This window comes from Vibrio comitans (assembly GCA_024346835.1).
Lineage (GTDB): Bacteria > Pseudomonadota > Gammaproteobacteria > Enterobacterales > Vibrionaceae > Vibrio > Vibrio comitans.
The window spans coordinates 1,846,490-1,869,332 of record AP024866.1 but is presented as its reverse complement, the minus strand read 5'-3'; the positions used below and the strand labels follow the sequence as shown (position 1 = coordinate 1,869,332).

Annotated in this window: 22 protein-coding genes; 10 read left to right on the top strand and 12 right to left on the bottom strand. The window is 44.5% G+C overall.

Features of this window, described 5'->3' with window-relative positions:
• Positions 1-96: 96 nt before the first annotated feature.
• From purB to mnmA, 3 genes are all read right to left on the bottom strand, one after another.
• The gene (gene purB / locus OCU46_RS08570) at positions 97-1,467 is read right to left on the bottom strand and encodes an adenylosuccinate lyase (RefSeq protein WP_141268404.1); all 1,371 of its coding nucleotides are present in this window, start codon (positions 1,465-1,467) and stop codon (positions 97-99) included.
• A gap of 141 nt (positions 1,468-1,608) precedes the next feature.
• Positions 1,609-2,226, bottom strand: a complete 618-nt coding sequence (hflD, locus tag OCU46_RS08565) for a high frequency lysogenization protein HflD (RefSeq protein WP_102360223.1) — start codon at positions 2,224-2,226, stop codon at positions 1,609-1,611.
• A 17-nt stretch (positions 2,227-2,243) separates the two neighbouring features.
• Complete coding sequence (mnmA, locus tag OCU46_RS08560; protein ID WP_141268402.1) at positions 2,244-3,374, bottom strand: tRNA 2-thiouridine(34) synthase MnmA; 1,131 nt, start codon at positions 3,372-3,374, stop codon at positions 2,244-2,246.
• Between the two features lie 165 nt (positions 3,375-3,539).
• Between mnmA and OCU46_RS08555 the strand changes: the two genes are divergently transcribed.
• Complete coding sequence (locus tag OCU46_RS08555) at positions 3,540-3,803, top strand: hypothetical protein (RefSeq protein WP_017030351.1); 264 nt, start codon at positions 3,540-3,542, stop codon at positions 3,801-3,803.
• Between the two features lie 109 nt (positions 3,804-3,912).
• Here the strand turns inward: OCU46_RS08555 and OCU46_RS08550 are convergent, their stop codons facing one another.
• A complete protein-coding gene (locus OCU46_RS08550; RefSeq protein ID WP_141268400.1) occupies positions 3,913-4,590 on the bottom strand; it encodes a pseudouridine synthase in 678 nt (225 codons plus the stop codon).
• A 370-nt stretch (positions 4,591-4,960) separates the two neighbouring features.
• Between OCU46_RS08550 and OCU46_RS08545 the strand changes: the two genes are divergently transcribed.
• Positions 4,961-7,189, top strand: coding sequence for an NADP-dependent isocitrate dehydrogenase (locus OCU46_RS08545; protein WP_141268398.1), 2,229 nt, complete (start codon positions 4,961-4,963; stop codon positions 7,187-7,189).
• A 109-nt stretch (positions 7,190-7,298) separates the two neighbouring features.
• Here the strand turns inward: OCU46_RS08545 and OCU46_RS08540 are convergent, their stop codons facing one another.
• Positions 7,299-8,723 (bottom strand): basic amino acid/polyamine antiporter, encoded by a 1,425-nt coding sequence (locus tag OCU46_RS08540; RefSeq protein ID WP_141268396.1) that lies wholly within the window; start codon positions 8,721-8,723, stop codon positions 7,299-7,301.
• A 307-nt stretch (positions 8,724-9,030) separates the two neighbouring features.
• On the opposite strand from OCU46_RS08540, the gene OCU46_RS08535 reads away from it, so the two are divergent.
• Positions 9,031-9,321 (top strand): putative quinol monooxygenase, encoded by a 291-nt coding sequence (locus OCU46_RS08535; protein ID WP_141268394.1) that lies wholly within the window; start codon positions 9,031-9,033, stop codon positions 9,319-9,321.
• Positions 9,322-9,414: 93 nt separating this feature from the next.
• A complete protein-coding gene (locus OCU46_RS08530) occupies positions 9,415-10,197 on the top strand; it encodes an esterase/lipase family protein (RefSeq protein WP_141268392.1) in 783 nt (260 codons plus the stop codon).
• 92 nt (positions 10,198-10,289) lie between these two features.
• On the opposite strand, the gene OCU46_RS08525 is transcribed toward OCU46_RS08530, so the two are convergent.
• On the bottom strand, positions 10,290-10,946 hold the full coding sequence (locus OCU46_RS08525; protein WP_141268389.1) for an NAD(P)H-dependent oxidoreductase: 657 nt from the start codon (positions 10,944-10,946) through the stop codon (positions 10,290-10,292).
• 309 nt (positions 10,947-11,255) lie between these two features.
• Here OCU46_RS08525 and OCU46_RS08520 point away from each other — a divergent pair, with 309 nt between their 5' ends.
• Positions 11,256-11,486 carry a glutaredoxin family protein gene (locus OCU46_RS08520; RefSeq protein WP_141268387.1) on the top strand — a complete coding sequence of 77 codons (231 nt, stop codon included), beginning with the start codon at positions 11,256-11,258 and terminating at the stop codon, positions 11,484-11,486.
• Between the two features lie 72 nt (positions 11,487-11,558).
• Here OCU46_RS08520 and cspD read toward each other — a convergent pair whose 3' ends face one another.
• Positions 11,559-11,780, bottom strand: coding sequence for a cold shock domain-containing protein CspD (gene cspD / locus OCU46_RS08515; RefSeq protein WP_141268385.1), 222 nt, complete (start codon positions 11,778-11,780; stop codon positions 11,559-11,561).
• Positions 11,781-12,223: 443 nt separating this feature from the next.
• On the opposite strand from cspD, the gene clpS reads away from it, so the two are divergent.
• Positions 12,224-12,544, top strand: coding sequence for an ATP-dependent Clp protease adapter ClpS (clpS, locus tag OCU46_RS08510; protein ID WP_017030342.1), 321 nt, complete (start codon positions 12,224-12,226; stop codon positions 12,542-12,544).
• Positions 12,545-12,601: 57 nt separating this feature from the next.
• Positions 12,602-14,866: an ATP-dependent Clp protease ATP-binding subunit ClpA gene (gene clpA, locus OCU46_RS08505; protein ID WP_141268383.1), complete on the top strand. Its 2,265-nt coding sequence runs from the start codon at positions 12,602-12,604 to the stop codon at positions 14,864-14,866.
• A gap of 115 nt (positions 14,867-14,981) precedes the next feature.
• Here the strand turns inward: clpA and infA are convergent, their stop codons facing one another.
• The 3 genes from infA to aat form a co-directional block, all read right to left on the bottom strand.
• Positions 14,982-15,200, bottom strand: coding sequence for a translation initiation factor IF-1 (gene infA / locus OCU46_RS08500; RefSeq protein ID WP_001040192.1), 219 nt, complete (start codon positions 15,198-15,200; stop codon positions 14,982-14,984).
• Positions 15,201-15,270: 70 nt separating this feature from the next.
• Positions 15,271-15,969, bottom strand: a complete 699-nt coding sequence (locus OCU46_RS08495) for an arginyltransferase (protein ID WP_141268381.1) — start codon at positions 15,967-15,969, stop codon at positions 15,271-15,273.
• 46 nt (positions 15,970-16,015) lie between these two features.
• The gene (aat, locus tag OCU46_RS08490; RefSeq protein WP_141268379.1) at positions 16,016-16,723 is read right to left on the bottom strand and encodes a leucyl/phenylalanyl-tRNA--protein transferase; all 708 of its coding nucleotides are present in this window, start codon (positions 16,721-16,723) and stop codon (positions 16,016-16,018) included.
• Positions 16,724-16,729: 6 nt separating this feature from the next.
• On the opposite strand from aat, the gene OCU46_RS08485 reads away from it, so the two are divergent.
• Together OCU46_RS08485 and aroA are read left to right on the top strand one after the other, a co-directional pair.
• A complete protein-coding gene (locus OCU46_RS08485; RefSeq protein WP_141268377.1) occupies positions 16,730-17,185 on the top strand; it encodes an outer membrane lipoprotein in 456 nt (151 codons plus the stop codon).
• Positions 17,186-17,305: 120 nt separating this feature from the next.
• A complete protein-coding gene (gene aroA / locus OCU46_RS08480) occupies positions 17,306-18,589 on the top strand; it encodes a 3-phosphoshikimate 1-carboxyvinyltransferase (RefSeq protein ID WP_141268375.1) in 1,284 nt (427 codons plus the stop codon).
• 67 nt (positions 18,590-18,656) lie between these two features.
• Here the strand turns inward: aroA and OCU46_RS08475 are convergent, their stop codons facing one another.
• A complete protein-coding gene (locus OCU46_RS08475; RefSeq protein ID WP_141268373.1) occupies positions 18,657-19,460 on the bottom strand; it encodes a glucosaminidase domain-containing protein in 804 nt (267 codons plus the stop codon).
• Positions 19,461-19,630: 170 nt separating this feature from the next.
• Positions 19,631-19,876, bottom strand: coding sequence for a YciN family protein (locus OCU46_RS08470; protein WP_141268371.1), 246 nt, complete (start codon positions 19,874-19,876; stop codon positions 19,631-19,633).
• Positions 19,877-20,121: 245 nt separating this feature from the next.
• Between OCU46_RS08470 and topA the strand changes: the two genes are divergently transcribed.
• Positions 20,122-22,755, top strand: coding sequence for a type I DNA topoisomerase (gene topA / locus OCU46_RS08465; protein WP_141268369.1), 2,634 nt, complete (start codon positions 20,122-20,124; stop codon positions 22,753-22,755).
• Positions 22,756-22,843: the final 88 nt, after the last annotated feature.

Sequence of the window (22,843 nt, the reverse complement as noted above, 5' to 3'; positions counted from 1 at the left end):
CAATGTGCGTGCTAAGACCCTGATTTCCATCAGGGTGGTGAGCAAAAAAAAAGCCTGAATCTTTCGATTCAGGCTTTTTAATATCTAGCTGTTAGCTTACAGCTTATCAGTCAGTTCAATTGCTTGACCGATGTAGTTTGCTGGAGTCATTTCTTTCAGGCGAGCTTTCTCGTCTTCTGGAAGCTCTAGGCCGTCGATGAAGTTACGCATAGCTTCGCCATCAACGCGCTTACCACGTGTTAGCTCTTTTAGCTTCTCGTATGGCTTCTCGATACCGTAGCGACGCATTACTGTTTGTACTGGCTCTGCTAATACTTCCCAGTTTTGGTCTAGCTCTTTAAGTAGCGCTTCACGGTTTACTTCTAGTTTGCTAATACCTTTTAGAGTCGAAGTATAAGCAATGATTGCGTAGCCTACGCCAACACCAAGGTTACGAAGAACCGTAGAGTCAGTTAGGTCACGCTGCCAGCGAGAGATAGGCAGTTTCTGAGCTAGGTGGCCAAATACAGCGTTAGCAAGACCTAGGTTACCTTCAGAGTTTTCAAAGTCGATTGGGTTAACTTTGTGTGGCATGGTTGAAGAACCGATTTCGCCTGCAATGGTCTTTTGCTTAAAGTGACCTAGTGCGATGTAACCCCAGATATCACGATCGAAATCGATCAAGATAGTGTTGAAACGTGCAACCGCATCAAATAGCTCAGCGATGTAATCGTGTGGCTCGATTTGAGTCGTGTATGGGTTCCAAGTTACTCCAAGAGATTCAGTGATGAACTCTTCAGAGAATTGGTGCCAATCAACAGTAGGGTAAGCAGATAGGTGAGCATTGTAGTTACCTACAGCGCCGTTGATCTTACCTAGAATCTCAACGTTTTCGATCTGCTTGTATTGACGCTCCATACGGTACGCCACGTTTGCCATTTCTTTACCCATAGTCGATGGAGACGCTGGCTGGCCGTGTGTACGAGATAGAAGTGGAATGTCACGGTATTCAACAGAAAGTGCTTTAAGAGCATCAATGATGTTCTTGATCTCAGGAAGAATCACAGTGTCACGCGCTTCTTTAAGCATTAGAGCGTGAGAGGTGTTGTTGATGTCTTCTGAAGTACATGCAAAGTGGATGAACTCGTTAACAGCGTGGAGCTCTGGTACGCCAGCAACTTTCTCTTTTAGGAAGTACTCAACCGCTTTTACGTCGTGGTTAGTCGTGCGCTCAATGTCTTTGATACGCTGTGCGTCTTCTTCACTGAAGTTAGCCGCTACGTTATCAAGAAATTGGTTTGCTTCAGCGCTAAACGCCGGTACTTCTGCGATTGCATCTGTTGCTGCAAGCTTTTGTAGCCAGCGGATTTCAACGATAGTACGGTACTTTAGGAGGCCATACTCACTAAAGATGCTACGTAGTGCAGTGGTTTTGCTACCGTAACGGCCGTCTACTGGTGAAACAGCAGTCAATGCTGACAGTTCCATGTTGTTCTCCCGAGTTGAGTTTCTTAAATTTTGTGAGGTTTATACCAGTAACAAGGGCAATTGTCACTAGTGTTGCGCAAACGATTGCGTTAATTTTCTATGCGCAAAAAAATTAGCTCGCGACAATGCGCGAGCCAATGTTTAAATTCGTGCTAAAAGTATCTCAGCCTGCTCTATCATTTTCTTGCGGCCAAAGATCAAGTGGCGACGTTTTCCACCTACCTGGCGCCACAGTACAGCACTACGAATACCAGAAAGGAGTAGGGCACGTACCTTGCTTTGTACCGAGGTTTGCTGAAGCATTGCTGGGTTGCCAGTGACTTGAATACGAGGGCCAATTGGGCTGACCACATCAAGGTAGACGCTAGCAAGGTTGCTGATCATTTGTTCTTCAAACAGATCAAAATGCTCAGTTTGGCGTTCAATTTGTTGAATGCGATCGCCAAGTTGTGCCATAGAATCACGACGCTGACTTAGCTTGCGTTCAAGTGCCATCAAACTGATCACGTAGCGAGTCAGTTCATTGCCTGTCGCTGAGCTATCGATGCCACGCGCTAGGCACTCAAGACCCACCTTTAGATCACGCTCATTACCAAACACGCTCACAGTATCGGCAGGGTTGGTATTGATAATTGCAGCAACTGAGGTTTCAAACGCGGCAGAATTACAATGTCCGTCTTTTGCCACTTGTTGAACTAAAGCGACAGCCTGGCAGATGCCAGCAAAAGCGATGGTACGGTCATAATTGGTATTGGCCACGTAAGAACTCCTTTGTCTTAAGCTTTGATTCGTTTTTCGATGATTCCGCCACCCAAGCATACATCGTCTTTATAGAAGACCGCAGATTGACCAGGGGTAACGGCAACTTGTGGTTCGTCGAAGATTACTTTGATGTTCTCGTCGTCCACAGGAATAATGGTACATGGAATATCGGTTTGGCGATATCTTGTTTTTACTGTGCAACTCATTGGCTCACGAATCGGGTTACGGTCGACCCAGTGTAGTTGAGACGCAAGTAAACCTTCAGACTTAAGCAGTGGATGATCCGCACCTTGAACCGCAATTAATACGTTACGCTTCAGGTCTTTCTCAGCAACGTACCATGGGTCTTCGTTACCGCCGCCGCCTTTTTGGCCACCAATGTGAAGACCTTTGCGCTGACCAAGGGTGTGATACATCAAGCCCATGTGCTCGCCAATTTCTTGACCTTCCGGGGTTTCAATTTTACCCGGCTGAGCAGGCAAATAGCGAGAAAGAAAATCTGTAAACTTGCGCTCACCAATAAAACAGATGCCCGTTGAGTCTTTTTTCTTCGCTGTGATTAGGCCTTGCTCTTCAGCAATGCGGCGAACTTCTGGTTTCTCGATGTCGCCCACAGGGAATAAGCTACGGCCAACTTGTTCGTGGCTGAGTGTGTACAAGAAGTAGCTTTGATCTTTGTTGCCATCTAGACCACGAAGCATGCGAGGCTTCTCACCTGCGGCAATTTCTTCTGCGCTCGGGAATGTACGGCGCACGTAATGACCCATTGCGATGTAATCAGCGTCCAGAACTTCGTCGGCAAACTCTAAGAAGGCTTTGAATTTAATTTCTTTGTTACAAAGGATATCTGGGTTTGGTGTACGACCTGCTTTGTACTCTTGAAGGAAGTACTCAAACACGTTGTCCCAATATTCTGCAGCAAAGTTTATCGTGTGCAAATGAATGCCCAGCTTGTCGCAGACCGCTTGCGCGTCGGCAAGGTCTTCTGCTGCTGTACAATACTCTTCGTTGTCGTCTTCTTCCCAGTTCTTCATAAACAGGCCTTCAACTTGATAGCCTTGCTGTTGAAGCAGGTACGCAGAGACAGAGGAATCAACCCCACCGGACATGCCGACGATGACTTTCTTTTGGCTGTTGTCAGACATTCAAAATTACCACTAGATAAACACGGTCGCAGATTCTAACAGAAACAAACTCAGTGTGACAGATCCGCGAGGTGAATCACACTTTCAAATTGACTGAAAAGTGTAAACATTTTCTGTCATACTATGTGCCAACATTTCGTTGCTCCCACAATAGGGCTAAAGACCATGCAAGACCAACAAGAAGTTCAAGACCAACTGATCGAAATCGTTGAAAATCAGATTGAATCAGGCAACCCAAAGAAAGTAAAAGAAACGCTGATGCGCCTAATGATGACCGGCAATAGCCGAGATGATGCTATCGCCATGATTGGCTGTGCGGTTGCAATCGAAGTGTTTGATGTTGTGAATAACGGCGCAGAGTTCAACGAAAAGCGTTACGCAGAACATCTAGACCGACTGCCGGATCTAGGCTTTATGGAAGGTGAGTAGCCAAATTCGCAATAAGTGCTGAGCCTTGCTCGGAAAGGCCATCGTCATCCCGGAATTTGCGCCAGCAAATATCCGGGATCTTAGAAAGCTCAGAGCAAACCCCAGTACATTAAACCTCTTTCCACTCCCCATTAGGCAAATCGCCCAAACTGTACTTGCCGATGGAATAGCGGATCAGTCGCAGAGTAGGGTAGCCAATATTGGCGGTCATTCGGCGCACTTGTCTATTGCGACCTTCGATAATGGTGATCGACAGCCAGGTGGTCGGGATCGCCGCACGAAAGCGCACTGGTGGATTTCTTTCCCATACAGTCGGCTCCGACATGATTTCTACCTTTGCTGGCAGGGTCATGCCATCTTTTAGCTCTACGCCATTACGCAATTCATCGAGATCTTGCTCAGTCGGTGCTCCCTCTACCTGTACCCAATAGGTCTTAGGAGACTTTGAATCAGGTTGGGTCAATTTAGCCTGTAATATACCGTCATTGGTCAGTAACAATAATCCTTCACTATCTCTATCTAGCCTTCCTGCTGCGTACACATCCTTTACTTGGATGAAATCGGCCAGAGTTTGTCTGCCGTCACCGTCAGTAAATTGGCTTAATACATCAAAAGGTTTGTTAAACAGCAGTACTTTTCGCTCTTCGGCAGAAACGCGTTTAACGGTTCGCGAAGGCTTCCTTCTGTTGGAAGAACTAGAGCGATTTTGGCTGAATTTGTTATTGGGCTTCGAAGATGGTTGAGAAGTTCGAGACTTATTTTGAGGTCGGCGGTTGCCGCTAGACATGTTAACTACCTTGCATTTTTGTAAACAAACTGTACGAGTTCATTCTCAGGAAACAACATTTGCTTTATGATACGCGCAGCAAACGGGTTAGGTTAATCATAACACGATTGCTAACAGAGCCGATTATTTGATAGGTTAAACAGTATCGCCTTGTATGACTAAAGGCGTTTTAGGCAATTTAAAGCCAATAATTGATAAAACCCAAGACACAACATAGTACCAGTCACACTAAGTAAGTGATCAGAAATGAATGAACAGAGACTTAGTACGATTGGTACGGTACCGATTCGCACGATGCGAACGCTATAAAATCGACTGACACGAGAGCTGAATACAGCCAGTGAACAAATAATAACGATAGGGAAATTTCATGTCTGCACAAAAGCCCACCATTATTTACACCATTACCGATGAAGCTCCAGCGCTGGCAACATACTCGTTTTTGCCAATGGTACAAGCATTCACTGCATCATCTGATATTGCAGTCGAAACTCGCGACATCTCATTAGCGGGTCGTATTATCGCTAACTTCGCTGAGTACTTGAAACCAGAGCAACGTATTGGTGACGCATTATCAGAGTTAGGTGAGTTGGCGAAAACGCCAGAAGCGAACATCATTAAGCTGCCAAACATTTCAGCGTCTATCCCGCAGCTAAAAGCGGCGATCAAAGAGCTACAAGCAAAGGGCTATGATCTTCCTGATTACCCAGAAGAAGCAAAAACTGACGAAGAGAAAGCGATTCAATCTATCTATGACAAGATCAAGGGTAGTGCGGTAAACCCAGTATTGCGTGAGGGTAACTCAGATCGCCGTGCTCCTGCTTCAGTAAAGAACTACGCGAAGAAGAACCCGCATTCAATGGGTGCATGGTCTAAAGATTCTAAATCGCATGTCGCGAGCATGGACGGTAATGACTTTTTCGGTAGCGAAAAGTCGGTCACTATCGATGGCGCGACAGAGGTTCGTATTGAGCTACGTGGTGATGATGGTAGCAATAACACATTAAAGTCTGCTTTTGCACTACAAGACAAAGAGATCATTGATACGTCTGTTTTAAACAAGAACGCGTTGGTGTCTTTCTTTGAGAAAGAAATCGAATCAGCTAAAGAGCAAGATGTGCTGCTTTCACTGCATATGAAAGCGACCATGATGAAAGTTTCAGACCCAGTTATCTTTGGTCATGCAGTTAAGGTTTACTACAAAGATGTCTTTGAGAAATACGGTTCTCTTTTTGACGAGTTAGGTGTAGATGTAAACAACGGTATTGGCGATGTTTACGCTAAGATCGAATCGCTACCTGAAGCACAGAAACAAGAAATTGTTGCAGCTCTTAATGCGGTTTATGAAACGCGTCCAGAACTTGCGATGGTAGATTCAGACCGTGGCATCACTAACCTTCATGTTCCATCTGACGTTATCGTTGATGCTTCTATGCCAGCAATGATCCGTACCTCAGGTCAGATGTGGGGCCCAGATGGTAAGCCAAAAGATGCGAAGGCAATGATTCCAGATCGCTGCTACGCAGGTGTTTACCAAGCCGTTATTGATTTCTGTAAGCTACATGGTGCGTTTGACCCTACGACTATGGGTAGCGTGCCTAACGTAGGCTTGATGGCGCAAAAAGCGGAAGAGTATGGCTCTCACGATAAGACATTTATCTTGTCTCAATCAGGTAAAGTCTGTGTTGTTGATGCTAACGAGAACGTACTGCTTGAGCAATCGGTAGAAGAAGGTGACATCTTCCGTATGTGTCAGGTTAAAGATGCGCCAATCCAAGATTGGGTGAAACTGGCGGTTAACCGTTCACGCCTTTCTGATACTCCTGCCGTATTCTGGTTAGATTCAAATCGCGCGCACGATGCAGAGCTTATCAAGAAGGTTGAAGCCTACCTACCTGAGCACAAAACTGACGGTCTAGATATTCGCGTATTGTCTCCAGTAGAAGCGACGTCATTTACCTTAGAGCGCATTGCTAAGGGCGAAGATACTATCTCTGTAACGGGTAACGTACTGCGTGATTACCTAACAGATTTGTTCCCAATTCTAGAATTGGGTACTTCAGCTAAGATGTTGTCTATCGTTCCTCTAATGAATGGTGGCGGCTTGTTTGAAACAGGTGCTGGTGGTTCTGCGCCGAAGCACGTTCAACAAGTTGAGAAGGAAAACCACCTACGTTGGGATTCTTTAGGTGAGTTCCTAGCACTTGCGGCATCTCTTGAGCACTTAAGCGAAGTGACTGGTAACGAGAAGGCACGCGTACTAGCCGAGACGCTAGATGCTGCGACAGGTAAATTCCTTGACGAGAACAAGTCTCCTTCACGTCGCGTGGGTGAACTTGATAACCGTGGCAGTCATTACTTCCTTGCTCGCTTCTGGGCTGAAGCATTGGCTAGCCAAAACAAGAATGCGGAACTAGCAGAGCAATTTGCAGCGATAGCAAAATCCCTTGCTGCAAATGAAGAGGGCATCATTGCTGAGCTTAACGGCGCACAAGGTGTTGCAGGAGAGCTAGGCGGTTACTACTCGCCAGTAGACGCGATTGCCTCTAAGTTGATGCGTCCAAGCGCAACGCTAAATCAGATTATCGATAACGCATAATCTAATATAGATATGAAAAGCCCGAGCTAAGTGATTAGCTCGGGCTTTTTTATGCGTTGATATTTGTTGGTTAATGGCTAAGCATGCAAGTGGCTATGCTTATAGATGACTAGGCGTGCAGGTAACCAGTAAACATCAGATAAACCGACAGTGCGGCTAGCGCAATCAGTGCTCGCTCAATCCAAGTATCCACTACAGAATAGACTTTTTCGCCAGCCTTGATTCGAGAGGCGTGCGTGTAGCGGAAAAATGGAATACCTATGGTGTACAAAATCGTCGCCATTAGTTGATACTCAAGTCCTGCCGCGGTTATTAGCCATGCACAAAACAACGCCGCGCTTGCTGCCAAGGCAATGTGTCCGTAGTTGTGTTTTTCTAAGCCAAGGGACTTAGGATTTAGCGAGATCTTCAGAAGAAATAGGCAGCTGAGCAAATAACAAGGAAGCACCATTACCGATGCGATGTTAATCGCCGCTAGGTATACATTCTCAAACATCACCACCAACAGCACACACAGTTGCATGAATAATGTAGATACATTTAGTGCATTGATTGGTGCTTCATTTGTATTAGTGCGGCTGAAAAAGCTAGGAAACTCACCAACCTTACCTGCTTCGTATGGCACCTCAGCAACCAGCATAGTCCACGCGACAAGGGCCCCAAATACTGACACCAATACACAGATGTTCACTAGAACACGTCCATAGGGACCAATCGCGGCTTCTAAAAGAGATGCAGCAGACGGGTTTGCCAATTGTGACAACTCCTGCTGAGGTAAGATGCCAAACGCCAATATGGAGATCAGGCTGTACATACTAATCGCGACTAAAAAACCAATAAGGGTAGCTTTACCTACGTCCGATTTCTTTTTAGCCCTTCCAGATAGTACTACTGCGCCTTCGATACCCACAAAACACCAAAGAGTAACCATCATCGTACTTTGTATTTGAGTGACCACTGAGCCTAGCTGCTGCTCTTCTCCCCATACATCAAGGGATAGGTTTGCAGGCTCAAAGCTATACATGATGATCGCGATAATAATAATCAAACCAATCAGCTTACCTACTGTAGAGATCAGGTTGATAAAAGATGAACTTGCGGTGCCTCGCAGTGCTATGGCGTTCATGCCCCAGAGTAGTGCTGAGCATAGGAATACGGTTTCTATACCGTGTTGCAGCAGTACAGGGAAAAATAAGCCTAAAGAGTCGTTAATCATAACGGCAAGGGCGACGTTGCCCATACAGGTCATTAACCAATAGCCCCATGCAGAATGGAAGCCGATGTATTCACCAAAGCCCGCTTTCGCGTATGAGAAAATACCTGAATTAAGGTTAGGCTTTTGTTCGGCAAGCACTCTAAAGGTTTGCACTAAAAGAAGCATACCGATACCCGTGATCAGCCAGGCTAGGGAGACCGCTCCTATAGAGGCTTGCTCCGCCATATTTTGCGGAATACTAAAGATACCGCTACCGATCATTGAGCCAAATACGATGGCGATTAAGCCAACTAAGCCCACAGAGTTCTTATTATTCATTACGTGCTCTAAACTGCTTAAGTGGTCATCAAAAAAGGGAGATGACCAAAAATTATCGAAAGTAAACTGATGAGTTGGCCATAAATTAACCGGTGCTCACCACAAGGGGGAGGGATTATACTGATTGAAGTGCTGAATAAGTAGAGTTATTCGTAACGAGAGATTAAAACTATTTTTCCACTGTTGATCGGTGTTCTTTAGGGGGAAGCTGAGCTGATATTTCGAATTGAGTGTTCATAGCCAATTATTGTGCCTTTAGTTTATTAAGGGACACATTTAGTTACAGAATAGAGGGAAGGGTTTAAGGATGACGAAGTTAACCATAGTAGCCAATATTGTTGCTAAGCAAGACAAAATAGAGTTGGTAAAATCGGAGTTACAAAATCTGATTGCAACCACGCGCGCTGAAGAAGGATGTGTTAACTACGACCTTCATCAAGATAATGATAATTCAGCACATTTTCTTTTCTTTGAGAATTGGGAAACTCGTGATTTATGGCGTAAACACATGGAAAATGATCATCTGGCGGCTTATATTGCGGCGACAGAAGGGGCTGTAGAGTCTTTCGTTGTGCATGAAATGACCCAGATAGGTTAGCCTGTATATTGGTTTGATTTTGAACAAAATTTGGTGAGTGTTTGATTCCTGTTTGATATTCTAAGAATAGAAGAGATAGGAGTCATTTAGTCCATGAGAAAAAGCCTGTTCGCTGTCGTTTTTGGTGTATTAATTACGGGTTGTAGTCAATCGGAAACCCCTAAAGAGATCAGCGATTATAACTCCCATAAGAACCAACAGGTAATTATTGTTCACGGTCTTGCTCGCAGTGCGTCTTCAATGGAAGAGATGTCAGAGCGAGTAGAACAGCACGGCTATCAAGTTTGTGTGGTGGATTATCCTACTGTTGGCAGGGAGCTAGACTACACATTATATAAAAGCGGCTTGCAGATAGATGAGTGTGTTTATCAGTTTGATCGTGAACTGTCTCAAAGCAGCGGTAGCAAAATACACTTTGTTGGCCACTCTCTAGGAGGGTTGGTGATTCGAGATTATCTTGCCAAAAAACCAGCAATGACCTATTCCCAACACTTAGGGGAGGTGGTGTTCTTGGGCACCCCAAATCATGGCAGTGATGTGGCTGATTTTTTCTCTAGCCTGTGGTTATTGCCACTTGCTGGTGGTACGGCGGCCTCATTAACTACTGATCCACAAAGTTTACCTAATTCGCTACCAACACCCAATTATCCTTTTGGAGTGATTGCAGGGACAGATACTTACCCAATTTTAAGGCACGTGTTCGAGAATTCTAACGACGGTCTGGTGTCAGTGGAGTCAGCGCAATTGGAGGGGATGCAAGATTTTATTGCGGTGGACATTAAACACGATAGCTTGAGAAGCGACCCTATGGTGACAGATCTTGTTCTTAACTATCTGAGCCATCGACGTTTTGCCGCAGCTGATACTGTGCAATAATCGGGTTTACAAAATTTAGATAAGAACGGCTGACTCTTTAAGTTAAACATTTTGAGTTAGCCGTTTTTGTATTATGGGCGTGTTCGATAGGATTATAGAACCTTGACTACCTTGTCTAGGTCTAGGCGAGACTTAGGTAGATTGGCATTATAGTCTTCTTCTTTATGATGATAGCCAATGGCTAAAGCAACATTACATACGTAACCGTCAAGCTCTTCAGCAAAGATGTCTCCAATCAACTCACTGTCTACACCTTCCATCGTTGTCGAGTCAATACCAAGCCTCGCAAGGACATGTAGAGCGTTACCTAAAGCTAAATAGGTTTGCGATTTTGTCCATGTGGAGGTGTCACCATGCTCGTCAGTGTTAAGCTCAACAAAGGCAAATGCGCCAAACGCGGCATCACGCTGCTCTTTGGGTGTGCGACCATCTTCGATGCCTTTGTCCACGACTTTGGCATAATCTTCTTTGGTGTATTTAGGATTGTGCGCAAACAGAATGACATGCGAAGCTGACTTCACATGAGGCTGGTTGAATTGGTGCTTAATCGCGAACGTATCGTGCATACGCTGCTTAGCTTCGTCACTTTCAATGACGATAAATTTCCAAGGCTGTGAATTAATGGACGACGCGGATAGGCGAAGTGCCTCGTAGATCACGTCTAAATCTTGTTGAGGTATACGCTTTGATGGATCGTAGCGTTTTGCGGTGTAACGATTTTCTAGATCAGTAATGATTGGATGAGCCATGGCTTAGTCCTTCGATATTTGCATAGAGGCGGCAGGTGAGAGCGGCCAAATAAATTGTGAGTGCTTTGAATAAATCTAGCCTATTTGATTGAGTGTCGTGGATAAACAGCAGTTCACGCAAATTACTTTCAAATACTATTCAATAATCACGGCGACTCAATAGGTGTTGATTCCTACTGCCATCTATCCTAACTGATTGAATATTATGAATATGCTACATTCGGTCACAAAAAAGGGTTCTGCCAAGTATTTGCGATTCTAGTTTTGATCTCGCATAATCGGCTCAAATATTATTGCTAGGTTTGATGCATGAAACGATTAGTTCTGTACGTAAAGGATAAGTGTCCGCATTGCAAAGATGCTCAGCGCTATCTTGATTCTAAGGGTTATAAATACCGCTTAACCAATGCCAAGATGCAAAGAGGGCGTAAAGAGCTGGATGCGATTGGAGCTAGGTCTTTACCTGTATTGAAGATTGGTGATCAAATTATGATTGGTTGGAATCCGAAGAACTTCGAGCGGATGTACAATAGCAATTAAGCTAATCAAAAATTCGAAATTCAAAAATGAAAAAAGAGGCCCTTGAGCCTCTTTTTTACTTGAACGGTAACGCTATTTTGCTGCGTCGCTTTCTATTGGTACCACAGCGCTTGCATGGGAGCCTTTTGGCCCATCTTCCACTTCATAAGTGACAGTCTGACCCGCTTTCAATGTTCTGTACCCATCCATTTGGATAGTTGAATAGTGAGCGAATACGTCGCCTTCTTCTCCTTCTGGGCAAATAAACCCAAACCCTTTGGCGTTGTTAAACCACTTAACTGTACCTGTTGCCATGCCTTACATCCTTATGCATTTATTACTTATTGTGCGCTGTGTCGCAATAGTCTGAATGATAAAATTACATCAGTTAAACCAACTTCATCAGCCTATCTTGTTTGAATAGAAAATCTGTAATGATGATTTTCTAATCAGACAATAGAATAATGTAGACAAAGAATCATCATCGTCAATACATTTCATTCGATTATTTAACAGAATAATAACTATTGATTTGAGATTAAACAACGCGGATCACTGAATATGTGGTGTAAGGTCAAGGTATGAGCAACATGTTGCAATAATCGACGTATTTCGTAGCGAAAGTAGGCTAAAAAACGCTCGTCCGATACTGATAGCAATCTTTTATTTGCAGGGATACAATTGCTCTATTAGTCTCTAAAGTAGCTGGAAAAAATTCTGCTACAAGAGTGATTGTTTTTTCTACTAAAGACGTAAAAATGAGTAAATTTTTTGAATGGGTGACTCCAGACTCTGACTTGCTGGAGAAAGAAAAAACCGAGGTAAAACCACCACCTATGTATCACGTTATTCTTAATAATGATGATTACACCCCTATGGATTTCGTTATTGAGATCCTTGAGCGCTTCTTTGGTATGGATGCCGACAAAGCGACTCAGACCATGCTTCAGGTGCATTACCAGGGGAAAGCACGTTGTGGAACGTACACAGCTGAAGTTGCAGAAACAAAGGTCGCTCAGGTTACAATGTATTCTGAAGAGCAAGAGCATCCTTTGTTGTGCACCATGGAAAGAGCATAACCACATCGCTGTCGAACAGGACTAAGTGGTTGTTTTTGAAGTTTTGGGGAGGCCTGTATGCTTAACAAGGAATTAGAAACGAGTTTGAATGGCGCTTTTTCTCAAGCGCGAGATAAGCGGCACGAGTTTATGACGGTAGAGCATCTGCTGTTGGCGCTCCTGGATAACCAATCTGCCCAAGAAGCTCTCAAGGCTTGCGGGGCAAACATTGACACTATTCGTCAAGAGCTTGATACCTTTATTGAGCAAACCACTCCATTAATTGCCGTTGATGATGCAACGCGAGAAACTCAGCCAACTCTGAGCTTTCAGCGAGTGTTACAACGTGCCGTTTTCCATGTGCAGTCTTCTGGTCGTAATGAGGTGTCTGGTGCAAACGTACTGGTCGCTATCTTTAGTGAGCAAGAGTCTCACGCAGCTTATCTTCTGAAAAAGAACGATGTGAGTCGATTAGACATCGTTAACTTTATCTCACACGGCATCACGAAAACTCAAAAAGACGAGCCTTCTGAACTGTTTGGCAGTGCAGAGACGACGGAAGAAGTTGCGCAAGAAGACCAACTCGAAAATTTTGCAACCAATCTTAATATTGTGGCGCGCAATGGCAACATCGATCCTCTTATTGGCCGTGACCAAGAGCTAGAGCGTACCATTCAGGTTTTATGTCGTCGTCGTAAGAACAACCCGTTACTTGTAGGCGAAGCAGGTGTAGGTAAAACGGCTATAGCCGAAGGCCTAGCGTGGAGAATTGTTGAGGGCGACGTGCCAGAGGTTATTGCTAACTCTGTTATTTACTCTCTAGATATTGGTTCACTGCTTGCAGGCACCAAGTATCGTGGTGATTTTGAAAAACGCTTCAAAAATATTCTCAAGCAGCTTGAAAAAGAAGACGACGCTATTCTATTCATTGATGAGATTCATACCATCATTGGCGCAGGTGCAGCATCCGGTGGTCAAGTCGATGCTGCCAACTTAATTAAGCCGCTACTAAGCAGTGGTAAGTTGCGTTGTATCGGTTCAACCACCTATCAGGAATACAGCACCATCTTTGAAAAAGAACGTGCGCTTTCTCGTCGCTTCCAAAAAATTGATGTTGTTGAGCCGTCTCTTGACGATACCACTAAGATCCTAATGGGGCTTAAGTCCAAATACGAAGAGCATCATGAGGTTCGTTACACCAATAAAGCCCTTCGTGCTGCTGTAGAGTTGTCTGCTAAGTACATTAACGAGCGTCACTTGCCTGATAAAGCCATCGACGTTATTGATGAAGCAGGTGCTAAGAGCCGTTTAGTTCCGAGCAGTCGTCGCAAGAAGACGGTAGGGGTGGGTGACATTGAAGCTATGGTTGCTAAGATGGCACGTATTCCTGAGAAATCAGTTTCTTCTTCAGATAAAGATATTCTTCAGAATCTCGACAAGAAAATGAAGATGTTAGTATTTGGACAAGACGAGGCTATCGATGTATTGAGTGAGTCCATTAAGCTTTCTCGTGCAGGTTTGGGTGCCGAGAATAAGCCTGTGGGTTCTTTCTTGTTTGCAGGCCCTACAGGGGTAGGTAAAACAGAGGTTACCGCGCAGCTAGCTAAGCTGATGGGTATTGAACTGCTTCGCTTTGATATGTCAGAGTATGGTGAGCGTCATTCTATCAGTCGCTTGATTGGTGCTCCTCCTGGCTACGTTGGCTATGACCAAGGTGGTCTATTAACAGATGCGGTTATCAAACAGCCTCACTCTGTAGTGCTTCTTGATGAGATTGAGAAAGCACACCCAGATATCTTCAACTTGCTTCTGCAAGTTATGGATAACGGCACGCTAACGGACAATAACGGCCGTAAAGCAGACTTCCGTAATGTTATCTTGGTAATGACAACTAACGCCGGTGTGGTTGAGATTGAGAAGCAATCCATTGGTTTGATCCAGCAAGATCACGCGCCTGATGCAATGGCGATTATTAAAAGAGTGTTTACTCCAGAGTTCCGTAACCGCTTAGATAACATTATCTGGTTCAACAGCCTAGATGAAGTGGTTATCCATCAAGTGGTTGATAAGTTCATTGTTGAGCTTCAGGCACAGCTTGATACTCGTGGAGTGTCTCTAGAGGTTGCAGACAGTGCTCGCGAATGGTTAGCGGTGAAAGGCTACGATAAGGCGATGGGTGCAAGACCTATGTCTAGGGCAATTCAAGAGAACTTGAAGAAGCCACTGGCTAACGAGCTGCTATTCGGTGTATTGGTGAATGGTGGTACTGTGACAGTTGATCTTAAGAACGACGAGTTGCAATTCCACTACGCAAATACCGAGGAAGAAGCTGTTCATCATTAATGGGTGATAAGTTCGGCTCTGAAAAGGGCCAACTTAAGGCTTACGGAAATTAATCTTAAGCCAACAAAAAACGGAGCCTAAAGCTCCGTTTTTTTATGCATAGTTAATAGAGATATTAACGAGCACGGAAGACGATGCGGCCTTTACTTAGGTCGTATGGAGTCATCTCTACAGTCACTTTATCGCCAGTTAGGATACGGATGTAGTTTTTGCGCATCTTACCAGAGATATGTGCAGTCACAACGTGACCGTTTTCTAGTTCTACACGGAACATAGTGTTTGGCAGAGTGTCCAGGACAGTGCCTTGCATCTCAATTACGTCTTCTTTAGCCATTTAATCCTCGAATCAGAATAAGGGTAATCTTGGTAACTCATTTAGTTACCTATTAACATTGGGCGATATTCTACCCTTGCCACCGGTGATTTACTAGCTTTTGATGCGAATCAAATCGGACTTTATAGTTCATGGCCGGGCATTCATCGATTTGATAGCCCAGATAGAGCCATTTTTTACCTTGCGAACGGGTGTATTGGATTTGGTAGAGCACTGACAGTGTACCCAATGAAATAGGGTGCTCCGGGTCGTAAAAGGTATAAAAAGCACTGTTCGCACTGTTCACTTGATCCGTCACGGCTACCGACACCAATTGGTCTTGATAATAAATTTGTAAAAAGGTAGTTGGAATAGTGCTTGAGCGAATGAATTTGGCAAAGTCATCGCGTTTTGGAGGATACATGCTGCCTTCAAAGTGTCGCGCTTCGATATATTTCTCGTAAATATCAAACCAATTTGGGTTTATTTTAGTGGTCACTTCCCAAGTATATTGTTTGCCTTTATTGAGCAGACGTTTTTGGCTTTTTGATGGTTTACAGTGTTCAACATCGATTCGTATCGCTATACATTTACTACAACCTTCACAGTGAGGGCGATAAATGGTATCTCCACTGCGCCTGAACCCATTTGCTAACAACAGTTCATAGCCTTGTAAGCTTTGCAGTTCATTATCCAGTGCAATAGCGACACGCTCTTGCTTGTCCTTCAGATAACTGCATTGATGGCTTTGGGTAAAACCCACTCGAATTTGTTGTAACTCAGGATTCATTTACGAATAGATTCCTTTTTGATGTGAATTGAACACGAGATAAATATTAGGAAGCAAACAGCTGCTGGTTGTCATAACAACCTGAAATCACCGATGCATCTCTACTATCTAAAAGATAGTCTTGAAAGGTGGTTCTTGGTATCTCTATTGCGCCTAAAGAGGCCAAATGAGGGTTCATAATTTGGCAATCAATCAGTTTTCCACCATGGCTGATGAAGTGCTGGCAAAAATACCATAGCGCTATTTTTGAAGCGTTGGGCTTAACACTGACCATAGATTCGCCACAAAATACCTGACCAACAGAGACGCCGTACAGACCGCCAATCAGTTGTTCGCCATCCCACACCTCTACCGAGTGACATGAGCCTGCTTTGGCAAAAGATTTATAAGCTGAAAGCATTTGCTCTGTTATCCATGTTTCTTCATCGGGGCGAGTGTCAGCACACAGTTGGATTAACGCTTCCGTCGCGTGATTAAGAGTCACTCTATAAGCGTGCTTTCGTTGAAATTTCACTAAACTTTTTGCTGGCTTGAAAGTCTCAGGGATAAATACAGCTCTTGGTGATGGACTCCACCACAAAATGGGTTCACCATAGCTATACCAAGGGAATATCCCCTGTCTATAGGCGCTACGCAGTCTGTCTACGGAGAGATCCCCCCCAAATGCCAACAGCCCATTAGGTTCAGCCAGTGCTAAACTTGGGTCAGGAAACTGGGTATTACTGAGACTGAGTTCTGGAAGATATAAGGTCATTATAAAATGAGAATACTGATTACATTTTTGCTACTGATTCCATTATTAGCACAAGCTGCTTATCAAAGAAATACAGCTCGTCCAGTTAATGAGGTGGTTTATGGCCAAGTCGATACCGTTCGCTATATTTCTCAGCAACAAATTGTGGAGTCAGAGGCTAAGGGGTGGCAAACCCTGTTGGGCGCTGTTGTCGGTGGTGTGATAGGCAATCAATTTGGCGATGGTACAGGGAAAGAAGTGGCAACTGCGCTGGGCGCTGTCGCGGGTGCCGGTGTTGTACAACATTATGGCAATCAGCAATATCGTGTAGAACACAAGCTGGTGGAGATACTGATCAAGACAGATGACAATCGACTGATTGATGTTATTCAAGATATCGATAGAAACATGCTTTTCTCTGCGGGGGACACTGTTCGAATCCTTTATTTTGATAATGGTGTGAGAGTAGATTTGCATCAATAAAACAAAATTCTCGGATTTAGTGCCAATTGAGTCTGTTTTTCTTTGCGCAATTTAGATAGTCTGAAATCATCTTCAATATCACGACTTAGCATCAAATTGCTTTCAAGGAAAAAGACATCGATGGAAAGCTTAACTCTACAACCTATCTCTAAGGTCAGCGGCCAAGTTAATTTGCCCGGCTCTAAGAGCGTATCTAACCGTGCACTACTACTTGCAGCCCTTGCAAACGGCACTACTCGTTTAACTAACCTTCTCGACAGTGACGATATTCGTCATATGCTAAATGCTCTTGAGCAACTAGGCGTAAAATATAGCCTGTCTCAAGATAAAACAGTGTGTGAGGTTGAGGGCTTAGGTGGTGTTTTCAATGCGCCTAAAGCTCTAGAGCTATTTCTAGGTAACGCGGGTACAGCGATGCGTCCGTTAGCCGCTGCACTTTGTGCTAGCCAAGGTGAGTTCGTATTGACGGGTGAGCCTCGCATGAAAGAGCGTCCAATTGGTCACTTGGTTGATGCTCTGCGTGAGGCGGGTGCAGAGGTGACGTATCTTGAAAACGATGGCTTTCCACCACTTAAGATCCAAGGAACAGGGTTAACCTCTGGCGAAGTGTCTATTGATGGCTCTATCTCTAGCCAGTTCCTAACCGCATTTTTGATGACTGCACCTTTAGCTGATGGCGACATCACTATCAATATCGAAGGTGACTTGGTGTCTAAGCCATACATCGATATCACTTTGCATATCATGGAGCAGTTCGGTGTTAGCGTTGAAAACTACGATTATCAAAAATTCATCGTGCGTTCTGGTCAGCGCTATGTAGCTCCTGGTGATTTCTTGGTCGAAGGTGATGCATCATCTGCGTCATACTTCTTAGCCGCAGCCGCAGTTGGTGGTGGCGAAATCAAGGTGACAGGTATCGGCAAAGACAGTATTCAAGGTGATATTCAATTTGCTGACGCACTACAGGCGATGGGCGCTGAAATCGAGTGGGGTAGTGATTACATTATTGCTCGCAAAGGCGATTTAAAAGCCGTAGATATGGACTTCAACCATATCCCTGACGCTGCAATGACTATTGCGACTGCTGCGCTGTTTGCTGAGGGCACAACGGCCATTCGCAACGTTTATAACTGGCGTGTGAAAGAAACAGACCGTTTAGCCGCTATGGCAACTGAATTGCGTAAAGTGGGTGCGACGGTGGAAGAGGGTGAGGACTATATTATTATCACCCCGCCAAAGCAGCTGATTCATGCCGCAATTGATACCTATGACGATCACCGTATGGCAATGTGTTTCTCGTTGGTTGCATTGAGTGATACTCCAGTCACGATCAATGACCCTAAGTGCACGTCAAAAACCTTCCCTGACTACTTTGATAAGCTTCAAGGTCTGGTTGTAAGCTAGGTTGCAGTATTATCAGTGAAATCAAAAACGGGCTCCCATTGGGAGCCCGTTTTATTTGTATTGAGTCTTAGTTAGCTTGAGTGGGTTGCTCAAGGAGTTCCTTGTTATGTCGCAACATAGCCAGAATATCATTGATGTAGTCATCAGAGCGCTCAGAGTAGCTGCCTAGACCATGAATCAGCTGTTCAGCGGTTGGAGTTTTATGTTGTGCGCGAATATTCGCACGAAGCTCTCTAAAGCTGCTGTAGGCTTGGTTGGTATTTAGGTTATCTACGTAGGCAGATACGGAATCGCCAACAGAATCGAATTTAGCGACCTCGTGAGTCATGCCTTCTTTACGTTGGTTTGGTACAACACCACAGTCTTTTGTAAAGCACCACTGACCAAAGAAGTTATTGGCTTCTTTAGCAAAACGAGACGTTCCCCAGCCACTTTCATTGGCAGCTTGGATCAGAACCAACTGCTCTGGAATTGTGTCTACATGCACAAGCAAGGCATCAACTTCATTTAGGCTGAAGTCTTTTACTTCAACACGATACTGATTCGCAATTTGAGTGAGTGTATTTTGCTCTGCTTCAGACAGGACTTCGCCATTGACCAACTCGCTTTGCAGCGTCACTAAAGTTTGGCGTTGCTGCTGAACAAAAGCGTTTTTCTTTTCAATGTATGGTTTAATGAAGGCAAAAAACTCACTCTTTTTCTGATTCACGTCGCTAATTGCGGCGAAATCGGGCACCGATACTTTTTCAAATTGTAGAGAGTTTTGGTTATTACCCATGCCTAGATGGTAATAGATTGAAGCCATCAAAATGATAGCCATGCTACCGATAATAATTGCGCCATTGGTTGGTATATATCTGCGTAAACTCACCGTAATTCCTTGTCTCAATCGATTGAAAAATGTGAAGTGGGTCATTATATGTGAGAGTGAAGCGCTTGGATACACGCGTAACCTTATGTTTCGTGTTTTATATGGCGTATGCAAAAAGGTGTAGGGAAAGGGCCATAAAAAAGAGCCCCTGAAAGGAGCTCTTAGTGAGATTAACGAACCGTAAATTCTTTTGAAAGATGGTGCGCTAAGTATTTGAACATATTGAAAACTGCAGTGGTGTTCGGGGTCGGTAAACCGTTATCATCAAGGAAGTATTCACCCTTAAAAATCAACACATCATCTTTTTCGACGACTGCGGTCGCACGCATTCCCTCTATATAGTCATCGTGCTCTTGGATGATGTTGTTTGCAATCATCAGCAACTCAAGTTCTGAGATAGGCTTCTTATCACTCATCTTGTTACCTATAGTTCAATTAAATTCTGGCGCTAAGTGTACCGCTAATAACACGCAAAACGAAAGCAGATTCATGTAAATCCGTCTATGGTCTATCCTGACTAGACTGGCTATTAAGCGCACAATTAGCACTAAAAGAGTAAAAATGGGTTGATTTTGAAAAAATCTCGCTCAATAGTAAAAAAAGAATCAAAATTGGAGTTCGCACGTTTGCGGGCCAAAAACATAGGACAGAACGTTCAGTTATGGGTAAGTCTCTCGTTATAGTGGAGTCACCAGCTAAGGCTAAAACGATCAATAAATACCTTGGCAAAGATTTCATTGTTAAATCTAGTGTTGGTCACGTACGTGATCTACCTACTGCGGGTCAATCCAGCGGTAAAAAGGCTACGCCTGTATCCACCAAAGGATTGAGCGCGGAAGAAAAAGCGCGCATTAAGAAAGAAAAAGATAAGAAAGCACTGATCAAAAAGATGGGCATTGACCCTTATCATGGTTGGGCGGCTAACTATCAAATCCTTCCTGGTAAAGAGAAGGTCGTTTCTGAACTGCAAAAACTCGCTAAAGACGCTGACTACGTTTATCTCGCAACCGATTTGGACCGCGAAGGAGAAGCTATCGCATGGCACCTTCGTGAGATCATCGGCGGCGATGAACAGCGATACAAGCGTGTGGTATTCAACGAAATTACTAAAAATGCTATCCAGCAAGCGTTCGAGACTCCAGGCGAGTTGAACATGGATGGTGTTAATGCTCAGCAAGCGCGTCGATTTATGGACCGCGTTGTGGGCTTTATGGTTTCACCATTACTTTGGAAAAAGGTTGCTCGCGGTTTGTCTGCAGGTCGTGTGCAATCCGTTGCCACTAAGCTTGTGGTTGAGCGTGAGCGCGAAATCAAAGCATTTATCCCTGAAGAATTTTGGGATGTCCATGCTAATACGCTAACCAAGAACAGCGATGACTTCCGTCTAATGGTGGCTCAACGTGACGGACAAGCATTCAAGCCAAGAAATGAAGCGGATACTAAAACAGCGTTAAATGTTTTAGAAAAAGCTGAGTACGAGGTTTGTAAGCGAGAAGATCGCCCAACGAAGAGCAAACCTTCTGCGCCTTACATCACGTCAACGCTACAGCAAGCGGCAAGTACGCGTTTAGGCTACGGCGTTAAGAAAACCATGATGTTGGCTCAGCGTTTGTATGAAGCGGGTTACATTACCTATATGCGTACCGACTCGACTAACTTGAGTAGCGAAGCGGTTGAAAATCTACGTAGCTACATCGGTAGCGAATACGGTGACAAGTACCTACCAGCGAAGCCTATTACTTACGGAAGCAAAGAGGGCGCACAAGAGGCGCACGAAGCTATACGTCCCTCGAGCGTAGAAGTGAAGGTAGACGACCTTGCGGGCGTTGATGCTGATGCTCATAAGCTGTATGCGCTTATTTGGAATCAATTTGTGGCATGTCAAATGACACCTGCACAATACGATTCCACAACCATCAGTGTTAAAGCTGCAGAGTTCACGCTGAAGGCGAAAGGTCGCATCCTGAAATTTGATGGTTGGACTCGCGTTCAACGTCCTATGGGCAAAAACGAAGACCAGATTCTTCCTGAAGTTAAACTTGGCGATAAGCTTTCACTGAAAGAGCTAGAACCAAAGCAACACTTTACTAAACCACCGGCGCGCTTTACCGAAGCTGCCTTGGTTAAAGAGCTTGAAAAGCGTGGTATTGGCCGTCCATCGACTTACGCATCAATCATCTCAACGATCCAAGATCGCGGATATGTGAAGGTTGAGCAGCGTCGATTCTACGCAGAGAAGATGGGCGAGATCGTGTCAGATCGCTTGGATAAGAGTTTCTTAGACTTGATGAACTACGATTTCACCGCTCGTATGGAGCAAAAGCTCGATCAGATTGCTGAGGGTGATGCGACTTGGACTCAAGTACTGGATAGCTTCTTCAAAGACTTCTCATCAGAGCTGGAAACTGCAGAGCTTGATGCAGACCAAGGCGGTATGGAACAAAACCATATCGTAATGACTGATATTGAATGTCCAACTTGTTCTCGCCCTATGGGGATCAGAACTGCATCAACGGGCGTTTTCTTAGGTTGTTCTGGTTATGCACTGCCACCGAAAGAGCGTTGTAAAACGACCATTAACCTCGGTGATGAAGACGGCATCATCAATGTTCTCGAAGAAGATCCAGAAACGGCTGCGCTACGTGCAAAACGTCGTTGTCCGATCTGTGAAACCGCGATGGATGCTTATCTAATTGATGATAAGCGTAAGCTTCATGTGTGTGGTAACAATCCAAACTGTGAAGGCTACGAAATCGAAAACGGTGAGTTTAAGGTCAAGGGCTATGATGGTCCTGTGGTTGAGTGTGATAAATGTGGTTCCGACATGGTGTTGAAAAACGGCCGTTTTGGTAAGTACATGGATTGCACCAGCGAAACCTGTAAGAACACCCGCAAGATCCTGCGTAATGGCGAGGTTGCGCCACCTAAAGAAGATCCAGTGCACTTCCCTGAGCTACCTTGTACTCAGTCGGATGCGTATTTTGTACTTCGTGATGGTGCTTCTGGTCTGTTTATGGCAGCAAGTAACTTCCCTAAATCTCGTGAGACTCGAGCGCCGTTAGTGGAAGAACTGGCTCGCTTTAAGGATCGTATTTCACCTAAGTTCCAATACTTGGCTGACGCTCCCGCTCAGGATCCGGATGGCAGACCGACTGTGGTTCGCTTTAGTCGTAAGAGCAAAGAGAACTATGTCCGCTCTGAAATCGATGGTAAGCCTTCTGGTTGGACAGGCTTATACATTGACGGGAAGTGGGAAATTACCGACAAGCGTAAAAAACCTAAAGCGAAGAGCTAAGGGTTTAAAATCTGAGTGAAAAGAGCCAGTGCCGTTAATCGTGCGCTGGCTTTTTTTGTTTAAAATTTGACCGAACGAGTAATTTAAT

Bases quoted from the DNA above. Each gene is read 5' to 3' on its own strand.
- clpA (WP_141268383.1), top strand. From the start codon at position 12,602: ATGCTTAACAAGGAATTAGAAACGAGTTTGAATGGCGCTTTTTCTCAA.
- OCU46_RS08495 (WP_141268381.1), bottom strand. From the start codon at position 15,969: ATGAATCCTGAGTTACAACAAATTCGAGTGGGTTTTACCCAAAGCCAT.
- aroA (WP_141268375.1), top strand. From the start codon at position 17,306: ATGGAAAGCTTAACTCTACAACCTATCTCTAAGGTCAGCGGCCAAGTT.
- topA (WP_141268369.1), top strand. From the start codon at position 20,122: ATGGGTAAGTCTCTCGTTATAGTGGAGTCACCAGCTAAGGCTAAAACG.
- infA (WP_001040192.1), bottom strand. From the start codon at position 15,200: ATGGCTAAAGAAGACGTAATTGAGATGCAAGGCACTGTCCTGGACACT.
- OCU46_RS08535 (WP_141268394.1), top strand. From the start codon at position 9,031: ATGACGAAGTTAACCATAGTAGCCAATATTGTTGCTAAGCAAGACAAA.
- purB (WP_141268404.1), bottom strand. From the start codon at position 1,467: ATGGAACTGTCAGCATTGACTGCTGTTTCACCAGTAGACGGCCGTTAC.
- mnmA (WP_141268402.1), bottom strand. From the start codon at position 3,374: ATGTCTGACAACAGCCAAAAGAAAGTCATCGTCGGCATGTCCGGTGGG.
- OCU46_RS08545 (WP_141268398.1), top strand. From the start codon at position 4,961: ATGTCTGCACAAAAGCCCACCATTATTTACACCATTACCGATGAAGCT.
- OCU46_RS08540 (WP_141268396.1), bottom strand. From the start codon at position 8,723: ATGAATAATAAGAACTCTGTGGGCTTAGTTGGCTTAATCGCCATCGTA.
- OCU46_RS08530 (WP_141268392.1), top strand. From the start codon at position 9,415: ATGAGAAAAAGCCTGTTCGCTGTCGTTTTTGGTGTATTAATTACGGGT.
- aat (WP_141268379.1), bottom strand. From the start codon at position 16,723: ATGACCTTATATCTTCCAGAACTCAGTCTCAGTAATACCCAGTTTCCT.
- cspD (WP_141268385.1), bottom strand. From the start codon at position 11,780: ATGGCAACAGGTACAGTTAAGTGGTTTAACAACGCCAAAGGGTTTGGG.
- OCU46_RS08525 (WP_141268389.1), bottom strand. From the start codon at position 10,946: ATGGCTCATCCAATCATTACTGATCTAGAAAATCGTTACACCGCAAAA.
- OCU46_RS08485 (WP_141268377.1), top strand. From the start codon at position 16,730: ATGAGAATACTGATTACATTTTTGCTACTGATTCCATTATTAGCACAA.
- OCU46_RS08550 (WP_141268400.1), bottom strand. From the start codon at position 4,590: ATGTCTAGCGGCAACCGCCGACCTCAAAATAAGTCTCGAACTTCTCAA.
- clpS (WP_017030342.1), top strand. From the start codon at position 12,224: ATGAGTAAATTTTTTGAATGGGTGACTCCAGACTCTGACTTGCTGGAG.
- OCU46_RS08520 (WP_141268387.1), top strand. From the start codon at position 11,256: ATGAAACGATTAGTTCTGTACGTAAAGGATAAGTGTCCGCATTGCAAA.
- OCU46_RS08555 (WP_017030351.1), top strand. From the start codon at position 3,540: ATGCAAGACCAACAAGAAGTTCAAGACCAACTGATCGAAATCGTTGAA.
- OCU46_RS08470 (WP_141268371.1), bottom strand. From the start codon at position 19,876: ATGAGTGATAAGAAGCCTATCTCAGAACTTGAGTTGCTGATGATTGCA.